This window comes from Glutamicibacter soli, assembly GCF_052322135.1.
GTDB lineage: Bacteria > Actinomycetota > Actinomycetes > Actinomycetales > Micrococcaceae > Glutamicibacter > Glutamicibacter soli.
Genome location: NZ_CM125969.1, coordinates 3083122 through 3101273, shown reverse-complemented (window position 1 = coordinate 3101273; position 18152 = coordinate 3083122). Strand labels below are relative to the sequence as shown.

General features: G+C 61.7%; 16 protein-coding genes and 1 riboswitch. Of the genes, 7 read left to right on the top strand and 9 right to left on the bottom strand.

From position 1 onward, the window contains the following. The first annotated feature begins 21 nt into the window (after window positions 1–21). The 4 genes from ACTX90_RS14715 (at window position 22) to ACTX90_RS14700 (ending at window position 3977) form a co-directional block, all read left to right on the top strand. Window positions 22–1224: an ABC transporter ATP-binding protein gene (locus ACTX90_RS14715; RefSeq protein WP_053799472.1), complete on the top strand. Its 1203-nt coding sequence runs from the start codon at window positions 22–24 to the stop codon at window positions 1222–1224. Beyond that, window positions 1221–1949, top strand: coding sequence for an ABC transporter permease (locus ACTX90_RS14710; RefSeq protein WP_047120088.1), 729 nt, complete (start codon window positions 1221–1223; stop codon window positions 1947–1949). The genes ACTX90_RS14715 and ACTX90_RS14710 overlap by 4 nt, the downstream gene beginning before the upstream one ends. Further along, a complete protein-coding gene (locus tag ACTX90_RS14705; RefSeq protein ID WP_443442294.1) occupies window positions 1946–2923 on the top strand; it encodes a glycine betaine ABC transporter substrate-binding protein in 978 nt (325 codons plus the stop codon). The genes ACTX90_RS14710 and ACTX90_RS14705 overlap by 4 nt, the downstream gene beginning before the upstream one ends. A 496-nt stretch (window positions 2924–3419) precedes the next feature. Next, window positions 3420–3977, top strand: coding sequence for a YceI family protein (locus ACTX90_RS14700; protein ID WP_047120086.1), 558 nt, complete (start codon window positions 3420–3422; stop codon window positions 3975–3977). A 120-nt stretch (window positions 3978–4097) separates the two neighbouring features. Here the strand turns inward: ACTX90_RS14700 and ACTX90_RS14695 are convergent, their stop codons facing one another. The 5 genes from ACTX90_RS14695 to ACTX90_RS14675 form a co-directional block, all read right to left on the bottom strand. After that, entirely contained in the window at window positions 4098–4523 is a 426-nt protein-coding gene (locus ACTX90_RS14695) for a DUF4190 domain-containing protein (protein ID WP_113606983.1), read from the bottom strand. A 117-nt stretch (window positions 4524–4640) separates the two neighbouring features. Further along, complete coding sequence (locus tag ACTX90_RS14690; protein WP_244910841.1) at window positions 4641–5810, bottom strand: MFS transporter; 1170 nt, start codon at window positions 5808–5810, stop codon at window positions 4641–4643. Window positions 5811–5954: 144 nt separating this feature from the next. After that, window positions 5955–6587, bottom strand: a complete 633-nt coding sequence (locus ACTX90_RS14685) for a LutC/YkgG family protein (RefSeq protein WP_047120084.1) — start codon at window positions 6585–6587, stop codon at window positions 5955–5957. Next, window positions 6584–8035 (bottom strand): LutB/LldF family L-lactate oxidation iron-sulfur protein, encoded by a 1452-nt coding sequence (locus ACTX90_RS14680; RefSeq protein WP_113607227.1) that lies wholly within the window; start codon window positions 8033–8035, stop codon window positions 6584–6586. The genes ACTX90_RS14685 and ACTX90_RS14680 overlap by 4 nt, the downstream gene beginning before the upstream one ends. A 17-nt stretch (window positions 8036–8052) precedes the next feature. Beyond that, the gene (locus tag ACTX90_RS14675) at window positions 8053–8817 is read right to left on the bottom strand and encodes a (Fe-S)-binding protein (RefSeq protein ID WP_047120083.1); all 765 of its coding nucleotides are present in this window, start codon (window positions 8815–8817) and stop codon (window positions 8053–8055) included. A 146-nt stretch (window positions 8818–8963) separates the two neighbouring features. Here ACTX90_RS14675 and ACTX90_RS14670 point away from each other — a divergent pair, with 146 nt between their 5' ends. Beyond that, on the top strand, window positions 8964–10640 hold the full coding sequence (locus ACTX90_RS14670; protein ID WP_113606981.1) for an L-lactate permease: 1677 nt from the start codon (window positions 8964–8966) through the stop codon (window positions 10638–10640). Window positions 10641–10668: 28 nt separating this feature from the next. Next, window positions 10669–11376 (top strand): FadR/GntR family transcriptional regulator, encoded by a 708-nt coding sequence (locus ACTX90_RS14665; RefSeq protein WP_047120081.1) that lies wholly within the window; start codon window positions 10669–10671, stop codon window positions 11374–11376. A gap of 86 nt (window positions 11377–11462) precedes the next feature. On the opposite strand, the gene ACTX90_RS14660 is transcribed toward ACTX90_RS14665, so the two are convergent. From ACTX90_RS14660 to ACTX90_RS14650, 3 genes are all read right to left on the bottom strand, one after another. Further along, on the bottom strand, window positions 11463–12527 hold the full coding sequence (locus ACTX90_RS14660; RefSeq protein ID WP_113606980.1) for a hypothetical protein: 1065 nt from the start codon (window positions 12525–12527) through the stop codon (window positions 11463–11465). Between the two features lie 77 nt (window positions 12528–12604). Beyond that, a complete protein-coding gene (locus tag ACTX90_RS14655) occupies window positions 12605–12877 on the bottom strand; it encodes a cytochrome P450 family protein (RefSeq protein ID WP_231735896.1) in 273 nt (90 codons plus the stop codon). Between the two features lie 544 nt (window positions 12878–13421). Beyond that, complete coding sequence (locus tag ACTX90_RS14650) at window positions 13422–13973, bottom strand: OsmC family protein (RefSeq protein ID WP_113606978.1); 552 nt, start codon at window positions 13971–13973, stop codon at window positions 13422–13424. Between the two features lie 32 nt (window positions 13974–14005). Continuing rightward, a riboswitch (SAM riboswitch) is annotated at window positions 14006–14127 on the bottom strand. Window positions 14128–14276: 149 nt separating this feature from the next. Here ACTX90_RS14650 and ACTX90_RS14645 point away from each other — a divergent pair. Beyond that, window positions 14277–17501: a DEAD/DEAH box helicase gene (locus ACTX90_RS14645; protein ID WP_443442293.1), complete on the top strand. Its 3225-nt coding sequence runs from the start codon at window positions 14277–14279 to the stop codon at window positions 17499–17501. Between the two features lie 90 nt (window positions 17502–17591). Here ACTX90_RS14645 and ACTX90_RS14640 read toward each other — a convergent pair whose 3' ends face one another. After that, window positions 17592–18035 carry a MarR family winged helix-turn-helix transcriptional regulator gene (locus ACTX90_RS14640; RefSeq protein WP_047120079.1) on the bottom strand — a complete coding sequence of 148 codons (444 nt, stop codon included), beginning with the start codon at window positions 18033–18035 and terminating at the stop codon, window positions 17592–17594. Window positions 18036–18152: the final 117 nt, after the last annotated feature.

Below are 18152 nucleotides of genomic sequence, written 5' to 3'. Positions count from 1 at the left end.
ACCGTCTCCGGCGCTTCCATCATGCTCGAAGAAGTAACCAAGACCTACCCCGGGCAGAAGAAGTCCGCCGTGGGTGGCCTGACCCTTGAGATCCCGGCGGGATCCATCGTCATGTTCGTCGGCCCTTCGGGTTGCGGCAAGACCACGACGCTGAAGATGATCAACCGCCTGATCGAGCCGACCAGCGGGCAGATCGTCATCAACGGCGAAGACGTCACCACGATGAACGGCGACGAGCTGCGCCGCCGCATCGGCTACGTGATCCAGGCCGGCGGCCTGTTCCCGCATATGACCGTGGCGGCCAACATTGCCATGGTTCCCAAGATGCTCGGCTGGGACAAGGCGAAGATCGCAGCCCGCGTCGACGAGCTGCTCGAACTGGTCTCGCTGGATCCCGAGCTGTACCGCGACCGCTTCCCCAAGGAGCTCTCCGGCGGGCAGCAGCAGCGCGTGGGCGTGGCCCGCGCGCTGGCCGCCGATCCTCCGGTGCTGCTCATGGACGAGCCCTTCGGCGCGGTGGACCCGATCACCCGCCAACGCCTGCAGGACGAGCTGCTGAACATCCAGTCCGAGGTACAGAAGACCATTGTCTGCGTGACCCACGATTTCGACGAAGCGGTGAAGCTGGGGGACTGGATCGCCATCTTCAACGAGGGCGCGCAGCTGGAGCAGTACGATTCTCCTGAACGCATCCTGGCCAACCCGGCCAGCGAATTCGTGGAGAACTTCATCGGCTCCGGCGCAGGGCTGAAGCAGCTCACGTTGACCCGTGTGAACGAGGTGGATCTGGTGGATGCAATTACCACCACCCCGGGCAAGCGGGCCTCGGATGTGCTCTCGCAGCTGCAGGGCGCAGGGCGGAAACTGGCCGTGGTGCTCGACTCCAGGGGCCGTCCGCTGCGCCGACTTGGCCGCCGCCAGCTCTCCCGCATGGAGATCATCGAGGGCACCTATGACCCTGGTCTTCCGGTGGTTGGCGAGCAGGCCACGCTGAACGACGCACTGGACACCATGTTGGTGGCCAGTGCCGAATACGCCCTGGTGACCGGCCGCCGCGATGTCTTCAAGGGCATCATTACGGTGCAGACGGTGATGGAGGCGATCGCCGCGGCGAATTCCGCGTCCGACGATCACCACGAAGCTCCGGTGGGTTTGAATTCCGGCGCCATCAACGTGGTGGATATCGAGGTCGAGCCCGCGGAGCGCGGTGGGGAGCCGGCATGAGCAAAGAGACCAAGGGGCTGATTTATCAGCTGGTGGCGATCGGCGCGGCATTCGCCGCGCTGGTCATCTGGCTTGTGACCGCTGACCTGACCGAGACCGAACGCCAGACCCTGGATCCGGCAACGATCTGGAAATATACGCAGGAGCATCTGCAGATCACGCTGATTTCCACCGTGATCGTGCTGCTGATTGCCATCCCGCTGGGGATCCTGCTCACCCGCCCGTCGCTGCGCAAGGCGGCTCCCGCCGTCCGGGCCATCGCGAACTTCGGCCAAGCCGCACCGGCCATCGGCGTGATCGTCCTGCTGGCCTTCTGGCTGGGATTCGGTCCGAAAACCGCCGTGATCTCGCTGGTGATCTACGCCATCCTGCCGGTGCTGTCCAATACCATCGTTGGCCTGCAACAGGTCGATCAGCGGCTGGTGGAAGCCGGACGCGGCATCGGCATGAGCCAGCTGGCCGTCTTGTTCAAGGTCGAGCTGCCGCTGGCCGTACCCGTGATGCTGTCCGGAATCCGCACCGCCTTGGTGCTTCTCGTGGGCACCGCGACGCTGGCGACGTTCATCAACGGCGGCGGCCTGGGCATCTTGATCACCACTGGCGTGAACCTGAACCTGAACGTCGTGCTGATTGCCGGCTCGCTGCTGGTGGCGCTGCTGGCTTTGACCGTCGACTGGATAGGTCGCCTGGTTGAACAGCTGGCACGACCGAAGGGACTTTCATGAAAAGAACATCGAAACTCATCGCTTTGTCCTTCGCCGCGTTGATCGGCCTGACCGGTTGCGGACTGAGCCCTTCCACCGGCAATGTGCCGGAATCGGCGCCGGGAAGCATCCAGCCCATCCCGGACCTTCCGGAGGATGCCAAGGCCACCGTGACCTCGAAGTCCTTCACCGAGCAGCTGCTGCTCGGCAAGATCACCGTGATTGCTCTGGAAGTCGCAGGGTTCAACGTCACCGACCTGACCAACGTGCCCGGCTCGCAGCCCGCACGCCAGTTGCTGCTCTCCGGCGATGCCAGCGCGCTCTGGGAATATACCGGCACCGCCTGGCTGACCTATCTCGGTCACGAAGAACCGGTTGCCGGTGAGCAGAAGCAGTGGCAGGCCGTGCATGATGAGGACGTGGCGAACAATATCGTATGGGGAAACCCGGCACCGCTGAACAACACCTATGCGATGGCCATGAACCGTGAGACTGCGGACCGTCTGGGCATCACCAAATTGTCGCAGCTCAAAGAGCTGGACAAGAAGGAACTTAGCTTCTGCGTTGACCCCGAGTTCAACTCCCGCCGCGACGGCTTGACCCCGATGCTCAAGCATTATGACATCGACCGCGGCAAGGGCGTCTCTGAAGACAACATCGGCCTGTACGATGTCGGTGCGATCTACCAGGCCACAGCCGACGGGGCCTGCAACTTCGGCGAAGTCTTCACGACCGACGGCCGCATCAAGGCGCTGGATCTGACGGTGCTGGAAGACGACCTGAAGTACTTCCCGAGCTATAACGCCGCTCCGGCGTTCAACGGTGATTTCATCCGCGAGTTCCCGCAGGCAATGGACATCATGGAGCAGATCGCTCCGCTGCTGACTGATGAAGCTCTCATGGATATGAACTACCAGGTGGACGTCGTTGGACGCGAACCTTCGGATGTCGCCTTCGAATGGATGGTCGACCAAGGGCTGGTGACCAAGCCATAGGGCTGGGCGCCATCCAACGCACCGGAGGTGTGTTCCGGGAACAGCACGTTCCCTGAACACACCTCTTGTGTATTAATCATTGATAGCGTCCAAGGCCACCGCAACGAGGGTTCAGACTTGGTTTCGGGTTTCAAGTTGTCCATCAACCTCGTCTGCGGCTTCGGTGCTCGCGGCCGTGGTGGTGGACCCCTCCTGCCAGATTTCTTCCAGGTCGGCAGCGAGTTCATCTTCCTGTTCCGCGATAACGGGTTTCCTGGGTCTCGATACTCACGCGACCCGCCTGTCCATGAATCCTGCTTGGCGCAACATGGCTGGCAAAAAAGTTTGAAAAATGAATGGACTAGTCAATAGCGTTTTTTATGGTTTGCGTGTCGAAGTTTGACAACATTTCACCGATAAGTGGTTGACGGTTCAACTTGATTGGTGCAATACTGATATCAGCAAAACAAATTGAAGCATCAACTAATCCAGTAGGTGCTGACGGAAGGAATTGATCATGACTGCAGCAGCAACTTCGCCATTGACCGCAGGTACCTGGAACCTGGACGCCTCGCACTCCGAGGTGGGCTTCTCGGTTCGCCACGCAGGCATCTCCAAGGTCCGCGGCAGCTTCACCGAATTCGATGCAACCCTGACCATCGGCGAGAGCCTGGCTGATTCCTCGGTGGAGGCCACCGTCCAGATCGCTTCGGTTTCCACCAAGGATGCCAATCGAGACGCCCACTTGAAGAGTGCCGACTTCTTCGATGCCGAGCAGTTCCCGACCATGACCTTCAAGTCGACCGGAACCAAGGGCGACGCAGACGAGTTCGTGCTCATCGGCGACCTGACCATCCGCGGCGTCACCAAGCAGGTTGAGCTGGAAACCGAACTGGGCGGCCAGGCTGTGGATGCCTTCGGCGCCACCCGCGTAGGCTTCTCTGCCTCGACCACCATCTCCCGCAAGGAATTCGGCATCACCTGGAATGCCGCTTTGGAAGCCGGCGGCGTACTGGTCAGCGACAAGGTCAAGATCGAGATCGACGCCTCGTTCGTCCTGCCGACCGCAGAATAGTTTTCTCGACTGCCGCCTTGGGGAAGGCGGCACGGGGCCGATACCGGCAAAACCTCCGAATCACGCACTGCGTGGGTCGGAGGTTTTGTCGTTAGATCGGGTTGCGCGGGCCGAATGAGATCAGTAGTCGAAACCGCCGGCGACGGGGAAGGATACGAAGACCGCGAGAATTATGAAGATTATGTACAAGAACCCCAGCGCTCCAAAGATGGTGCCAATCCACCCGGTGACCTTGCCGACGGTGGCTGAAGTGTTGAATTCGCGCTCCGCCCTGTTCGCCTTAACAATTGCGATCGGGCCGAGGACGATCCCCACGACGAACAGGGAAATGATGCCCAGGATCATGGAGGTCTGGGCCAGCTGCGCACCTTCCGGATGCACCATGGGATAGCCGTAGCCCGGCTGGTTGCCCAAATGCTGCTGGTTCTGGCCATGGTACTGCGGGGCCTGGTATTGCGGCGGCTGGTACGAGGAACTTGGCTGCGACCAGTTCTGGTTGCCGCCCGAAGAATAGGGATTGTTGGGTTCGTTATTTGGCGTGGTCATCTGGCCGATGCCTTTCCTCAAAGCGATTGATAAGTCTATTGAACCAAGAAATCCGGAGGATGCACCGTACAGACGCGAGGAAATACGCCACGAGCCGGAGAAGTTCATCACGCACAGCTAGGCGGGATTCGCGGCTCTCCACCTGGCATGCGCCAGCGTGGCGATGATTGCCAGCGCGATCCCGAGCCAAAGCCCGTAGCCGAAAATCTGTGCGTAGCCGGCAGCGGCCGCAAGATCCGCGGTCAGGTAGGTCATTGTGGAGGCTCCGAAAAACAGGGAGAACACGAACAGCGAGACGGTTGTCGCACGGGCCTCAGGGGCAATGTCGGTGGCCCAGCCCTGCATGGATGAATGCATGATCGCGTTCGCCGCACCGAGGAAAAACCCGGTGAAGGTGAAGGAGGCGGGGGAGGGGATGAATGCTGAGGGAACGAAGCTCAGGAACAGCACCGCCCCGCCGATACCGATTAGCCAGGTGCGCGAGAATCGGGCCACCAGCCGCCGCATCAGTCGGGCCCCGAGGATCACGCCCAGCGCGAAGCCGCAGCCGAGCAGACCGGAGAGCCCGACGCCTACCCCTGACTGCTGCAAGGCGGGAACAATATAGGTCAGCAACCCCATTAGCAGCGCGCCTTCAACGAAAACTATCGCATAAAGCAGCAGGTTGGACGGCCGCACTGCGGCCCCGAGCTTCATCGTGGCGTGTGCGCGGGCCGGCTCCAGCACCCCGCGCAGCGACACAAGCGCGGCAACCGCGCCCAGGGCGGGAAGGATGAAGACCACCCGCCAATCGAGGTAGGCGGCCAGCAGTCCCGCGGCCAGGGTCGCCAGCGTGGTGCCCAGGGACGAATAGATCTGCAGGTCCGACAGGCCACGGGCGCGTTCAATGCCCTTGCGCGTATCTCCGAGCAGGGTCAGCAGCGTGGGATACATGGCCCCGAACATCAGGCCGGTGAAGGACCGGGCCAGCAGCAACGGCAGGTAGGCGGTGAACAGCACGCTGGCAATGGAGCCGAGCGCGGCGCCGACCAGCGAGCAGCGCAGTACCGTGAGCCTGCCGAACTTGTCGCTGACCAATCCCCAGAAGGGCTGGCCCACCGCGTAGAGCAAGGCATAGGCGGCAATCAGCTCAACGGCCTGGGCGAAGGAGAGCTCGGTTCCGGCCGACAGCATGAGCAGCATCGGTGCGGTGCCGTAGCGGTCGAAGAAGGACAGGAAGCCGATGAACCGCAGGGCGGCGTCAGGCAGTCCGCGCGGGGCCGCCCGCTGTGTGTCCTTGGTGCCCACGTGCCGGTCCTCCATCGTGCTGCGCTTGGTGCCGCGAAAAGCTTCTCGTCAATCAAAACAGATAGCCCGCGGGCATAAAAATTCGCAGCCGGTTCCCTGGAGGTTAGGAGTGGGAACCGGCTGCGATGGCCTTGTACGATTCGGCTACAGACCGCGCACCAGCAAAACGTCCAGCACACGCGGGCCGTGCACGCCCTCGACGCGTTCGAGCTCGATGTCGCTGGTGGCCGACGGGCCGGAAATCCACGTCAACGGCCGGGTCACGGTCAGGCGGGGCATGGCCTCGGGCAGCAGCTGCACGATCGTGGAGACCGGCACGATGCACACGTGGTGATCGGGAACCAGCGAAATCGCGCGGCGGCCCTGGTCCGGCTCGCCGTCAAGGATGATGGTGCCGGATTCGGCGATGGACACCGCCGAGGAGGTCACCACCGCGCTGGTCTCGTCCAGCTCGGCGACACTCAGCCGGGCGCCCGGCTCGTCGATGCGCCGGGCGATGCCCTGCGGCAGCGCGGACAGCCAGCCGGTGTCCAGCCCATGCGGGTAGACCACCGAGGATGCCTGGCCCAGCTTCGCGGCCACGAGGGCGGGGATCTGCGCGGCGTCGATGACGTCCACGCCGGCCTTGTAGTCGACCAAGCGGTCGACGAGCATCTCGATGAGTTGCTCTTCGCTCATCTCCGAGCTGGTGCGGTACTCGCGCGGGATGTCTTCGGCGGCCGGGGCGTCGGCCAGGGCCGAACGGATGCGTCCGAGGATTTCTTCTTTGGCGCTCACTTGGATTCCTTCTCGTCGCTCCACCAGTCGCGGAAGGACTTGTTTGGCGGGGCAGGGATGTCGCGGGACTGGGTCCAGCCGGCGGCGATGCCCGGAAGCTTCTTGATCTTCTTGCTCTTGCCGGCGGCCAGACGGCCCAGCGGCAGCGCCTTCTCCAGCAGGCCGATGTTCTTGCCCTTGCCCAGCGCCCAGGAGCCGCCCTTCATGAGCAGGTCCATCTGGGTCGGGATCTTGCGCTTGCCACGGTTCGCGTCCACGTCGTCCCCGCGCAGGTGCACCAGGATCTCCGGGATGTTGATCTTCACCGGGCAGGCCTCGTAGCAGGCGCCGCACAGCGAGGAGGCATACGGCAGCGAGCCGTTGTCCTCGGCCTCGATGCCGGTCATCAGCGGCGAGAGGATCGCGCCGATCGGACCAGGGTAGGTCGAGCCGTAGGCGTGGCCGCCGGTGCGCTCGTAGACCGGGCAGACGTTCATGCAGGCCGAACAGCGGATGCAGTTCAGCGCGGAGCGCCCGAACTTGTCGGCCAGCACGCGGGAGCGGCCGTTGTCCAGCAGCACGATGTGCACGTTCTGCGGTCCGTCGTCTTCGCTCACGCCGGTCCACAGCGAGGTGTACGGGTTCATGCGCTCGCCGGTGGAGGAGCGCGGCAGCAGCTGCATGAACACCTCGATGTCCTCCCACTTCGGGAGAACCTTTTCGATGCCCATGACGGTGATCAGGGTTTCGGGAAGGGTCAGGCACATGCGGCCGTTGCCCTCGGACTCCACGACGCCCAGGGTTCCGGTGTCAGCCAGCGCGAAGTTCGCGCCGGAGATGGCGACCTTGGCGGCCAGGAACTTCTTGCGCAGGTGCTTGCGGGCGGCCTCCGCGAGCCGGGCCGGCTCGTCGGTCAGGTCCGGATCCACGACCGGCATCTCCTTCAGGAAGATGTCGCGCACCTCGGTGCGGTTCTTGTGGATGGCCGGGACCAGGATGTGGCTCGGCTTGTCGTGGCCCAGCTGGACGATCAGCTCGGCCAGGTCGGTCTCGAAGGCTTCGATGCCCTGGGTTTCCAGGTGCTCGTTCAGGCCGATTTCCTGCGTCGCCATGGACTTGACCTTGACGACCTCGGTGGAGCCGGTTTCCTTGATCAGGTCGGTGACGATCTTGTTCGCCTCATCCGCGTCGCGGGCCCAGTGGACCACGCCGCCGCGGGCGGTGAAGTTCTTCTCGAATTCCAGCAGGCGCTCTTCAAGATTGATCATCGAGGAGTTCTTGATGGCGCTGCCGGCATCGCGCAGCTGCTCCCAGTCGGGCAGTTCGCCGACCACGCGCAGGCGCTTGTCGCGGATGGTGTGCGTCGCGTGGCGCAGGTTCTTGCGCATCTGGGTGTTGCCCAGTTCGCGGTGCGCGGCCTGGGGGAACGGCTCCTGCTCGAACAGGTTGCCCATTCCCGGGGCCGGCATGCCGAGGAATACCTGGCTCACAGTTTCACCGTCTCTTCCATGGTGCTGGCCAAGATGTCGGCCAGGTGCAGGGTCTTTGGCTTGGCGCCGGTGCGGGACAGGCCGCCGCCGATGTGCATCAGGCAGGAAGCGTCGCCGCCCGAGCAGGCCGAAGCGCCGGTGGAGCAGATGTTCTTCACCTTGTCCTCGAGCATGGCGGAGGAGACGTCGGCGTTCTTGATCGAGAAGGTGCCGCCGAAGCCGCAGCACTGGTCGGCCTCCGGAAGCTCGTTCACGGTGATGCCGCCGACGGTCTTGAGCAGGTCGAGCTGGCGGTCGCCGAGCTGCAGCGAGCGCATGCCGTGGCAGGACGGGTGGTAGGTGATGGTCTCGGGGAAGTAGCTGCCCAGCTGCTTCGCGGCATCGGTGATTCCCAGGACGTCGACCAGCAGCTGCGAGAGCTCGTAGGTGCGCTTGCCAACGGCCACTGCGCGTTCCTTCAGCTCCGGCTTGCCCAAGCGCTCGGCGAGGTAGGGGTGCTGGTGCTTGACCGAGGCGACGCAGGAGCCGGAAGGGGCCACGGCAACGTCGTAGTCGTCGGTGTCAAAGGCATTGATATGGTTTTCAACCACCGGCAGGGCTTCGGGCATGTATCCGGAATTCATGTGCATTTGCCCACAGCAGGCCTGCGCCTTGGGGAAAATGACCTCATGACCCAAGCGTTCCAGGATTTTCACCGTGGACTTGGCTGTTTCGGGGTACATGGCATCGACGATGCATGTGGCAAAGAGAGCGATCCGCATACTAAATATCTCTTTCGAAGTGTGGTCTGACCATACTACGTCGGAACTTTCTCGATAGTCAAGACTTGTTGTGATGGCTCTCACCTCGTACACTTGGTGGTCGGACCACGTATGGTCAGACCATCACAAGTAAGGACGCCCACACCGTGTTTACCCCCACAACAGATCCCATAGCTGGCAGCGTTGCCATCTCGGCTCTGGTCGCTCTCGTGCCATTGCTGACATTTTTCATCCTCCTTGCGGTTATTAAAACCAAGGCCCACGTGGCGGGTCTCGGCTCGTTGGCCGTCGCAATCCTGGTTGCCATCTTCGGTTGGCATATGCCGGTGGGCATGGCGCTGAACTCCGGCGTCATGGGCATGGTGTTCGGTGCCTTCCCGATCGTCTGGATCGTCGTCATGGCGATCTTCCTCTACCAGGTCACTGTGGTCTCAGGGCGCTTCGACGACCTGCGCCGCGTCTTCGACGTAATTGGCGGCGGCGATGTCCGCATCCAGGCAGTGCTGATCGCCTTCTGCTTCGGCGGCCTGCTTGAAGCGCTGGCCGGATTCGGCGCCCCCGTGGCCATCACCGCCACCATGCTGCTGGCCCTGGGCCTGTCCCCGCTGCGCGCCGCCTGCGCCGTGCTGATCGCCAACACCGCCCCGGTCGCCTTCGGCGCCGTGGCCATCCCGATCACCACCGCCGGTGCGCTGACCGGCATCCCGTCAGCCGAGATCGGCGCCGTGGTGGGCCACCAGTCGCCAATCCTGGCACTGTTCGTTCCTTCCATCCTGGTTCTGGTCATCGACGGCTGGCGCGGCATGCGCCAGACCCTGCCGGCCACCTTGTTCATCGGTTTCTCCTTCGCCGTGGCCCAGTGGCTGTGCGCCACCTACTTCTCCTACGAGCTGACCGACATCGTCGCCTCGCTGGTCGGCCTGGCCGCCGCCGTGATCCTGCTTCGCTTCTGGACCCCTAAGGGCGCCGGCGAGGCCCGCGGCCGCATCCTGACCGCCGAGGCCGCCGCGCTGCCGATCGAGCACGGCAAGAAGCTGAACCCTTCCAACACCTGGATGGCGCTGTTCCCCTACCTGCTGGTCATCCTGATCTTCGGCGTGGCCAAGCTCTGGAAGCTGGGCGTGGACATTCCCGCATGGCTTGCCAGCACCGACATTAAGTTCGGCTGGCCGGGACTGCATGGAGCTGTGGTCAACGCCAACGGCGAGGCAGTGTCCTCCACCATCTACAACTTCTCCTGGCTGTCCTCCCCGGGCACCCTGCTGCTGATCACCGGCACCATCGTGGCGCTGGTCTACTCGATGAACGACGGCGGCGGCAAGTACAAGATGACCTTCGGCCGCGGCATGGCCGAAGTCTGGCACACCGTCTACAACATGCGCTACGCCGCGCTGACCATCCTGTCGGTGCTGGGCCTGGCCTACGTGATGAACCTGTCCGGCCAGACCATCACCGTGGGCACCTGGCTTGCCGGCACCGGAGCGTTCTTCGCCTTCCTGTCGCCAATCCTGGGCTGGATCGGCACCGCGGTGACCGGTTCGGACACCTCGGCCAACGCGCTGTTCGCCAAGCTGCAGCAGACCGCCGGCATGAACGCCGGCATCGATCCGACCCTGCTGGTGGCCGCTAATACTTCCGGCGGCGTGGTCGGCAAGCTGATCTCCCCGCAGAACCTGGCCATCGCCGCCACCGCGGTGAAGATGGAAGGCCAGGAGTCGGTCATCCTGAAGAAGGTTGCCGGCTGGTCCGTGGGCATGCTGATGGTGCTGTGCGTGCTGGTTTACCTGCAGTCCACCCCGGTCCTCTCCTGGATGCTGCCGTAGCCCGAATCCGGGCTAAAATTGGGTCTAGATGTCAGTAAATCCAGCTCCACGTGCCTACCAAGTAGTTCTCACCGCAATTGAGAACGACCTGCGGTCAGGAGTCCTCACACTGGGGGACCAACTCCCCGGTGAGAGGGCCCTGGCCGAGCAGCACGGTATCTCCCGCGCTTCGGTGCGCGACGCGATCCGCATCCTCGACGTGATGGGGATCGTGCGGACCTCTACCGGTTCGGGCCCGAACTCCGGCGCGGTGATCATTTCCGAGCCGTCGGCCGGGATCTCCCAGGCGCTGCGACTGCACGTGGCGGCCAAGGGGATCAATGTGCGCGAGATCGTGGAATCACGCATCCTGCTGGAAACCTGGGCCGCGCAGATGCACCCGCGGGACACCGTGTACGCGCAGCAGGTCCTGGACCGCACCGCCGTGCTGATCATGCGCATGGACGACCCGCAGCTTTCGCGCGACGAGTTCCACCGCATCGATGCGGAGTTCCACGTGCTGCTGGCTTCCACGGCAGGCAATGCGGTGGTCGAATCCATGATGGAGTCGCTGCGCAACTCGATCAGCGACTACGTGGCCGCGTCGATCCCGGATGACGAGTCCTGGCAGCCGATCGTGCGCACGCTGCGCCGCCAGCACAAGGCGATCCACCACGCGTTCGCCACGGACCAGCGCGAGCGCGCGGCCCAGCTGCTCGAAGAACACATCAACTGGTTCTACTCGCAAACCCGATAGCAAGACCAAAGCCGAGGCCTTCGATCCAAGAATGGATTGAAGGCCTCGGCTTTTTGCGTCTGCATGTCACTGGGCAAGACTAGGAATCAGTCGGCCAATCGTTCCGACACCCAATGGGGATGCTCACCGAAGCTCAGTTCGCAGTTGCGGCAGGAATACCTCGGCACCGGAGGGTTCGGAATGGCGCAGCCGCCAACGACGTATTCCTCTTCATCAGGCGGGAAGGCCGGCATACCCCAGAAATATTCCTTCGGATTCCGGGCTCCGCAGCCCGGGCAGGCAACGAGCATTCTCTGGAGATGCTTGAGCGTGGGTGCGTGCATCAGCCGGTGGCAATCGGCGCATAGCAACGCTGCGTCATCAACATGGTCCTGGATGTCCCAATGCAGATCGACATGACGATCGCGGAAGAAGTGAACCGTACTCCTGCCCTTGATATTAGTCTGGCAGCCGTCGCAGTAGTCGGTTTCTGAATCATGTCGCTGCGCGAGGGCCAAGGCATGCACCGTGGCTGTAGCTTCCGACTCGCTATCGACCCCGCAGGCTCCCGCATCGAGGTACAACGGGCGCGGATTTTCAACGAGCCCGGTCAACGCGTTGAGAACGCGCTCCGCGAGCTGGGGATTGAGCGCCTGCGAAGATCGAGGCAGCCCGGAATCGCACAGCTGTTCGAGGTCCAGCAACGAAATCGGCTGGGCGAATGTTGCCTCACGGCGGACATCGTAGGTTCGCCCTTCTAATGATTTCACAGTTTCCAATGCCATAACCAACGGCGGCGTCGTGGCAAGGACGGTAAGTACCATGGTGCCTGCCGAAATTTCTTCCCCGATATTCCAGACGCGTTGATCCATCCTGGACACATCGAGGTAGGCTGCGGCACCGATCGCGTCAGGCTCCCAGCAGAAGTACAACTTCTTTTCGGATCCCAGCGTGAAGGGCATCTCGGCACCGATTTCGTTGCGCTGGCGGTTCAGCAGCGCGTTTGGTGGGAAATGGGGCCTAAGCTGTTCCTCGAATGGCTCATGCTGGTGAATCATGTCGATTAGTTTCTGACGAGTCATATCCATGCAGGCCCAAGCCTGCTCGGGTGACGTCAACTGGCCGTAGCGGGAAATCAGTTGTGTGCGGTCGAAAGAGCGGTAGTCGGTCATTAGGTCAGGACTCCCCGGTGCGATGAGCTAATTGTTGACTAGAATCTATCCGGTTCTTCCGACAAATTGGCGACCAACTACCAGATGATCAGCGGAAGCTTGCTGAATCCACTGCCGGGGAAGTGGGCGCGGACCGGCGGATCGTTCTCGATGGACACCAGCCGGTGGACGCGCAAGATCAGTTCTTCGATCAATACCCGCAGTTCCAGCCGTGCCAGGGGCGCACCGGGGCAGTTGTGGATCCCTGCCCCGTAAAGCGAGTTCAGGCTGGGATGCCGGTCGAGGAGGATGTCGTCGGGATCTCCGAAAGCGCTTTCGTCGCGGTTGGCCGACGCCCCCATGGTGCTCACACGTTTGCCGGCAGGAATACGTACCCTAGAAATCTCTACATCCTTTATAGCGACCAGCCGGTCGGAAACTAGCGGTGCAGGGGAGCACAGTATCCGTCGGAAACGGCATCGACCAGGCGTGAAGCAGACTCGCAGGGATGCCGAGTCTGGTCGTAATTGTGGTTAGTTCGCTTACTGTCCAATTGCTCAGCAGGCTGACCAGTTCCTTCATCGGTCATCTTGCGGTCGTAGACCCACTCATTCATCAGACAGGTGGTCAGATCCGTTGACGCGTTTCCCCAGCACAGCACCAGTCCCTCAGCGGGATGTAGCCGCCGATCTCGATGGCGTTTTGCTTCATGGCCGTGCGGTTCTGCTCTCCGGTCGCAACACTGCCGAGACGCCTCGGGATCCTTGGGTCCCACTGGACAATTTTCGGCGCAGACATGGCAGCTTCTTCCGGTCCTTAGCCTTCGCAGTCAGCCTATGAGTGCCACGCCGTGGAAACAAGGCTCTGTGTAAAGCATGGCGTCGCCCGTGAAGCGGGCAACGCCATGCTGATCAGCTAGTTGTTGGAAACCAGCGAGATCTTTGTGCTCACCGGCACCGGATTGGCGAACAGATCCAGAACCGGGCAGTGGGCGTCGACTGCCTGGCGCAATTCGTCGTAGCGCTCAGCGGTTTCCGGGCCGGTGATCTGCACATCGAGATCCACCGAGGTGAAGCCGGGGCGGATCGACTTGTCGATGCCGAACAGGCCGCGCACGTCCAGGTTTCCGTTGGCCACGATCTTCACGTCGTCGACCTGGATGTTCAGCTGCTCTGCATAAAGACGGTAGACAACGACCTGGCAGGAGATCAATGCGCCCAGCGCGTATTCGACCGGGCTCGCTGCCAGATCGTCGCCGCCCAGAGCAGCTGGCTCGTCGACGGTAAAGGTGTGTTGGCCCGAAACGATGTTGCTGGCCACCGAGCCGAAGCCCTCGCCCTGAACGGTGAAGGTCAGTTTGGCGCTGTCCGGAGCAGCGGAGATGCGTTCTCCCCAGCCGGTGCCGGCCTGCTGTAGGCGGGCTGAACGATCTTCGGCAACGGAAAGGGTGGAAGCTGCGGTAGACATGAGGAAATAATCCCCTTTCTGGCGCAAAGGGGCGCCATCGCTTACGAACCTGTCTTTCAGATCCGTCGAATCATCACCTGGAGCACCCCGCACAATGACGCGAATAGGGTTGCCGTCCAACCAGCCAGGGCTTGTGTGATTGGAACTCGTGATTCAGTAGTTACTTTTCTACCGGGTTTCTTCGTGGTTGGTAAATAGCTTTCTTCATGTTTCGTCACAGGAAGAACTGTCCATTGCGTCGATAGAATTGATCACGAACTCCGCGCAGTTACGGCGCGGCCTCCTACCCGAGAAGTTGTGAGCATGGAATACCAGCTGACCCCCGTCGCCGCTCAAACCCTGGTCACCGAAGGCGAGTACAGCCAAGGGTGGCTGATGGCCAATTCCGGGCAGGTGACCATTTCAGACCGTCGGCAGATGCCCGGTCGTTCGATCGTTTCCGGCTGGGTTCTCCGGGCCTTCGTCGTGGTCCAGCTTTCCATCGAGGGCACGAGCATCAGCTTCAGCAGCCGTTGCGATGCGCATCCGGAAGAATATTCCTGCGCGGATGTCGCAGCGTTGCTCGTGGAAGCAACCCAGATCGGCAGCGGCGGCTTCGCAGTTTCGGATGTAGTCAGGGCAGAAGACACCTGGAAAGCTCCGCAGGCCCCGCAATGGGAACGGACCCTGAAGCGGCTGCTTCCGCAGGTGCCTGCCGGTGCTGAGCACGAAAACGACCTTGAAGAGGAACCACTGGGACTGATCCTCAAAGTCATCCCCGCCACTCGATTTGGCCGGCCGACCTTGAACCTCAACGCGCGTCCGGCCCGCAGGGGAACCCGCAGCCCCTGGGTCCAGACCGGAGTATCTTGGCGTAAGCTGCCATTTGACGACAGGTTCGCCAAGGAGCAGCGCCGCGCCGCCAACGAATTGGTCATGCTCAACGAACGATCCCAGCATGACCAATATGGCCATGTCTGGGATGCGACCGACTGGATCATCCTGAACAACTTGCCCGGAAAAGACCTGCGCGAAGCCTTCGACCTGATCCATGAAACCGGAATTCACATTGTCAACGGCAACGCCAGCAACCGCAGCGAGGTGTCTTTTGCGGATCTTTCCGGTTCAGCCTTTCTCGACTTGCGGCGAAACGACAGCGGCCTGACCATTGAAGGCATTTTCCGCGGTCCGAACGGCGAAACGGATAACGTCTTGGCATTGGGCAACCCGCCGTCCATGATTGCCTTTGCCGACAAACCGCTGGACAAGGCGAAAAATCTTTCACTGGCACCGCTGGAAGACGCGGTAGGGCCGGAGCTGAGGGATCTCATCAGCGCCGGCGCAATGATGGTTCCGACCAAAGACATCGAGGACTTCGAAAGTGGGTACCTGAACTCCCTTCGGCAGGTGGCACCGGTGCGCAGCGAAGATGCCAGCTACAGGGTTCCCCAGCCGGCACGCCCGGTGCTCCAGCTTCAGCTGACTGAAACTGGCACTGGTTTGACCATGAGCTTTGCGTGGAAATATCCGCCCAAATCGCCACGCCAGAAGTCGGTTGAACGCGAGATCATCAGCTCGGTGAACGACAAGCTCGGCGGGGACCAACCACTGGGCCAGACGACCAAGAACGGTGTCTTCCCAGAACAAGAACTCTCCAAGAGCCAAGCCATTGAATTCGTCATGTACCTCCTTCCGTTGCTTGAGGAACACCCGGATATCCTCATCACCGGCCACGAGCAGTTGCCGAGCTATTCACTGAATTCCGAACCGGCCACGGTGAGCATCGAAGCGGGGGAGAGCACCGGAGACTGGTTCGATCTGGCCGTCGAGGTGTCCATCAACGGGCTGAAGGTGCCGTTCGCCGAACTGCTTTCCGCACTGACCATGGGGGACGAGTATCTGGTCCTTGAGGACATGACGGTGATTCCGATTGACGGACCGGAATTCCACCAGCTGCGCCAGCTGGTCCAGGAAGCCGGGGAACTGGGCACCGTGTCCGGCAACAGCATCCGAATCCACCGCTTGAGCATCGACTGGTGGCAGGAATTGGTGGACTTGGGCATCATCGAAGCCCAGGAAAACCAGTGGTTCCAGACCATGTCTGAACTGACCAATGGCGCGCAGCTGGAGAAGATCGACCTCCCCGACTCGTTCACGGCGCAACTGCGACCGTACCAGGAGCAAGGCGCCGCCTGGCTGAACTTCCTGCGCACGCATTCGCTGGGCGGGGTGCTGGCGGACGACATGGGCCTGGGTAAGACCGTCCAGCTGCTGGCAGGCCTCGAACAGGCCCGCACCGAGAACCCGGAGCAGAAGTTCCTGGTGATCGCTCCGACCTCTGTTGTTGGCAACTGGGTTAACGAAGCGCATCGTTTCACCCCGCAGATGCGGGTCCAGTCCATCACCTCCACGGCCAAAAAGGCAGGGAAGAGCATTGTCGAGCAAATCGGCGATGCCCAACTGGTGGTCACCAGCTACGCCATTTTCCGGTTGTCATTCGAAGAATTCGAGGAGGCAGGGTTCTCCGTGCTGATTCTCGATGAGGCGCAGCAGCTGAAGAACCACACGTCCAAGGGATACAAGCAGACGCGCCAGCTGTCGGTTCCGTGCAAGCTGGTGGTGACCGGTACCCCGATGGAGAATAACCTGATGGAGCTGTGGGCCCTGGTCTCGCTGGCTGCGCCCGGTCTGCTTGGCGGCCAGAAGGCATTCAAGGACAACTACCAGAAGCAGATTTCCGACGGCGACTCGGAACGGCTGGAACGGCTGAAGAAGAGGTTGCGCCCGTTTGTGCTGCGCCGTACCAAGGAACAGGTAGTCCCGGAGCTTCCCGCCAAGACCGAGCAAGTACTGGAAGTCGAGCTGGAACCGGCGCACCGCAAGGCCTATGACCGCCGTTTCCAGCGGGTGCGCCAGGAAGTGCTGGGACTGGTGGATGACGTGGATTCCAACCGGTTCAAGATCCTGCAGTCATTGACCCTGCTCCGGCAACTGGCGCTTGACCCTTCCCTGGTTGATGAGGGAAATGCTCCCAGCGCCAAGTTGGAGATGTTGCGCGAGCTCATGGCGGACGCAGTCGCCGAGGGGCACAAGATCTTGGTCTTCAGCCAGTTCACCAGCTTCTTGGGCAAGGCGAAAGACATTGCGGTGGAACTCGGAATCGACCACGGTTACCTGGACGGCGCGACCAGCGGTCCCAATCGCAAGGACATGATTGACGGGTTCACCGACGGGCAATTCCCGGTCTTCTTCATATCGCTGAAGTCCGGCGGCTTCGGCATCAATCTGACCACCGCCGACTACTGCATCTTGCTGGATCCCTGGTGGAACCCGGCGGCCGAAGCGCAGGCCATCGACCGTGCGCACCGCATCGGCCAGACCAAGCCGGTGTACGTCTACAGGCTGGTTGCCAAGGACACCATCGAATCCAAGGTGCTGGCCCTGCAGGCAAAAAAGACAGCACTATTCAACGACGTACTGGGCGAGCAGACGGATGCGGCACAGTCCTCGGTGCTGAGCGCGGATGACTTCCTGGCTTTGATGCAGTAGGTCGTTTTGCTGCTGTACAGCGAAAGGCGGATTTCTGATCAAAAAATTTGATCAGAAATCCGCCTTTCGCGTGTTCAGGGTCCGGAGCGCCTACACGATGTCGTCAAAGGTCGAGTTGAGCCGGTGCATGAGAATGCCGAATTCTTCCAGATCGTCGTGGTTCCAGTCGCTGAGGTGGTTTCGTAATTGCTGGCGCAGCATGTCGCCACTGGAACTCCATTTCTCGCGGGCCTCATCGGTGGCGGAGACCAGCTGAGCCCGGCCGTCCCGCGGATCCGGAACCCGGGAGACCAGCCCGATGGACTGCAGGTGCTGCACTAACCGCGACACTGTGGCCTTGTCGAGGCGGAGCTTTTCGGCGAGCACACCCTGCTGCTGGGCGTCTTCGCGGATGACGACTGCGAGAAGCCGGTAACCCTGGTCCTGGAGTTCAGGATGGATGATTTTGGCGCGGCGAACCAGCATCTGGCGCGCACGAAACAACAGGGCGGTGAATTCGTCTTCCACCTTTTGCATCAGCTGTTCTTCTTGCATGTTTTCTATTCTAAGATTTTTTGCGGTTCCATGACGTGATTGGGCACAATTCGCTCAAAGAACTAATCGCGCGCCATTCGTAAATTGCATTCGGCCGATTCTGTTTTTTCGCCAATT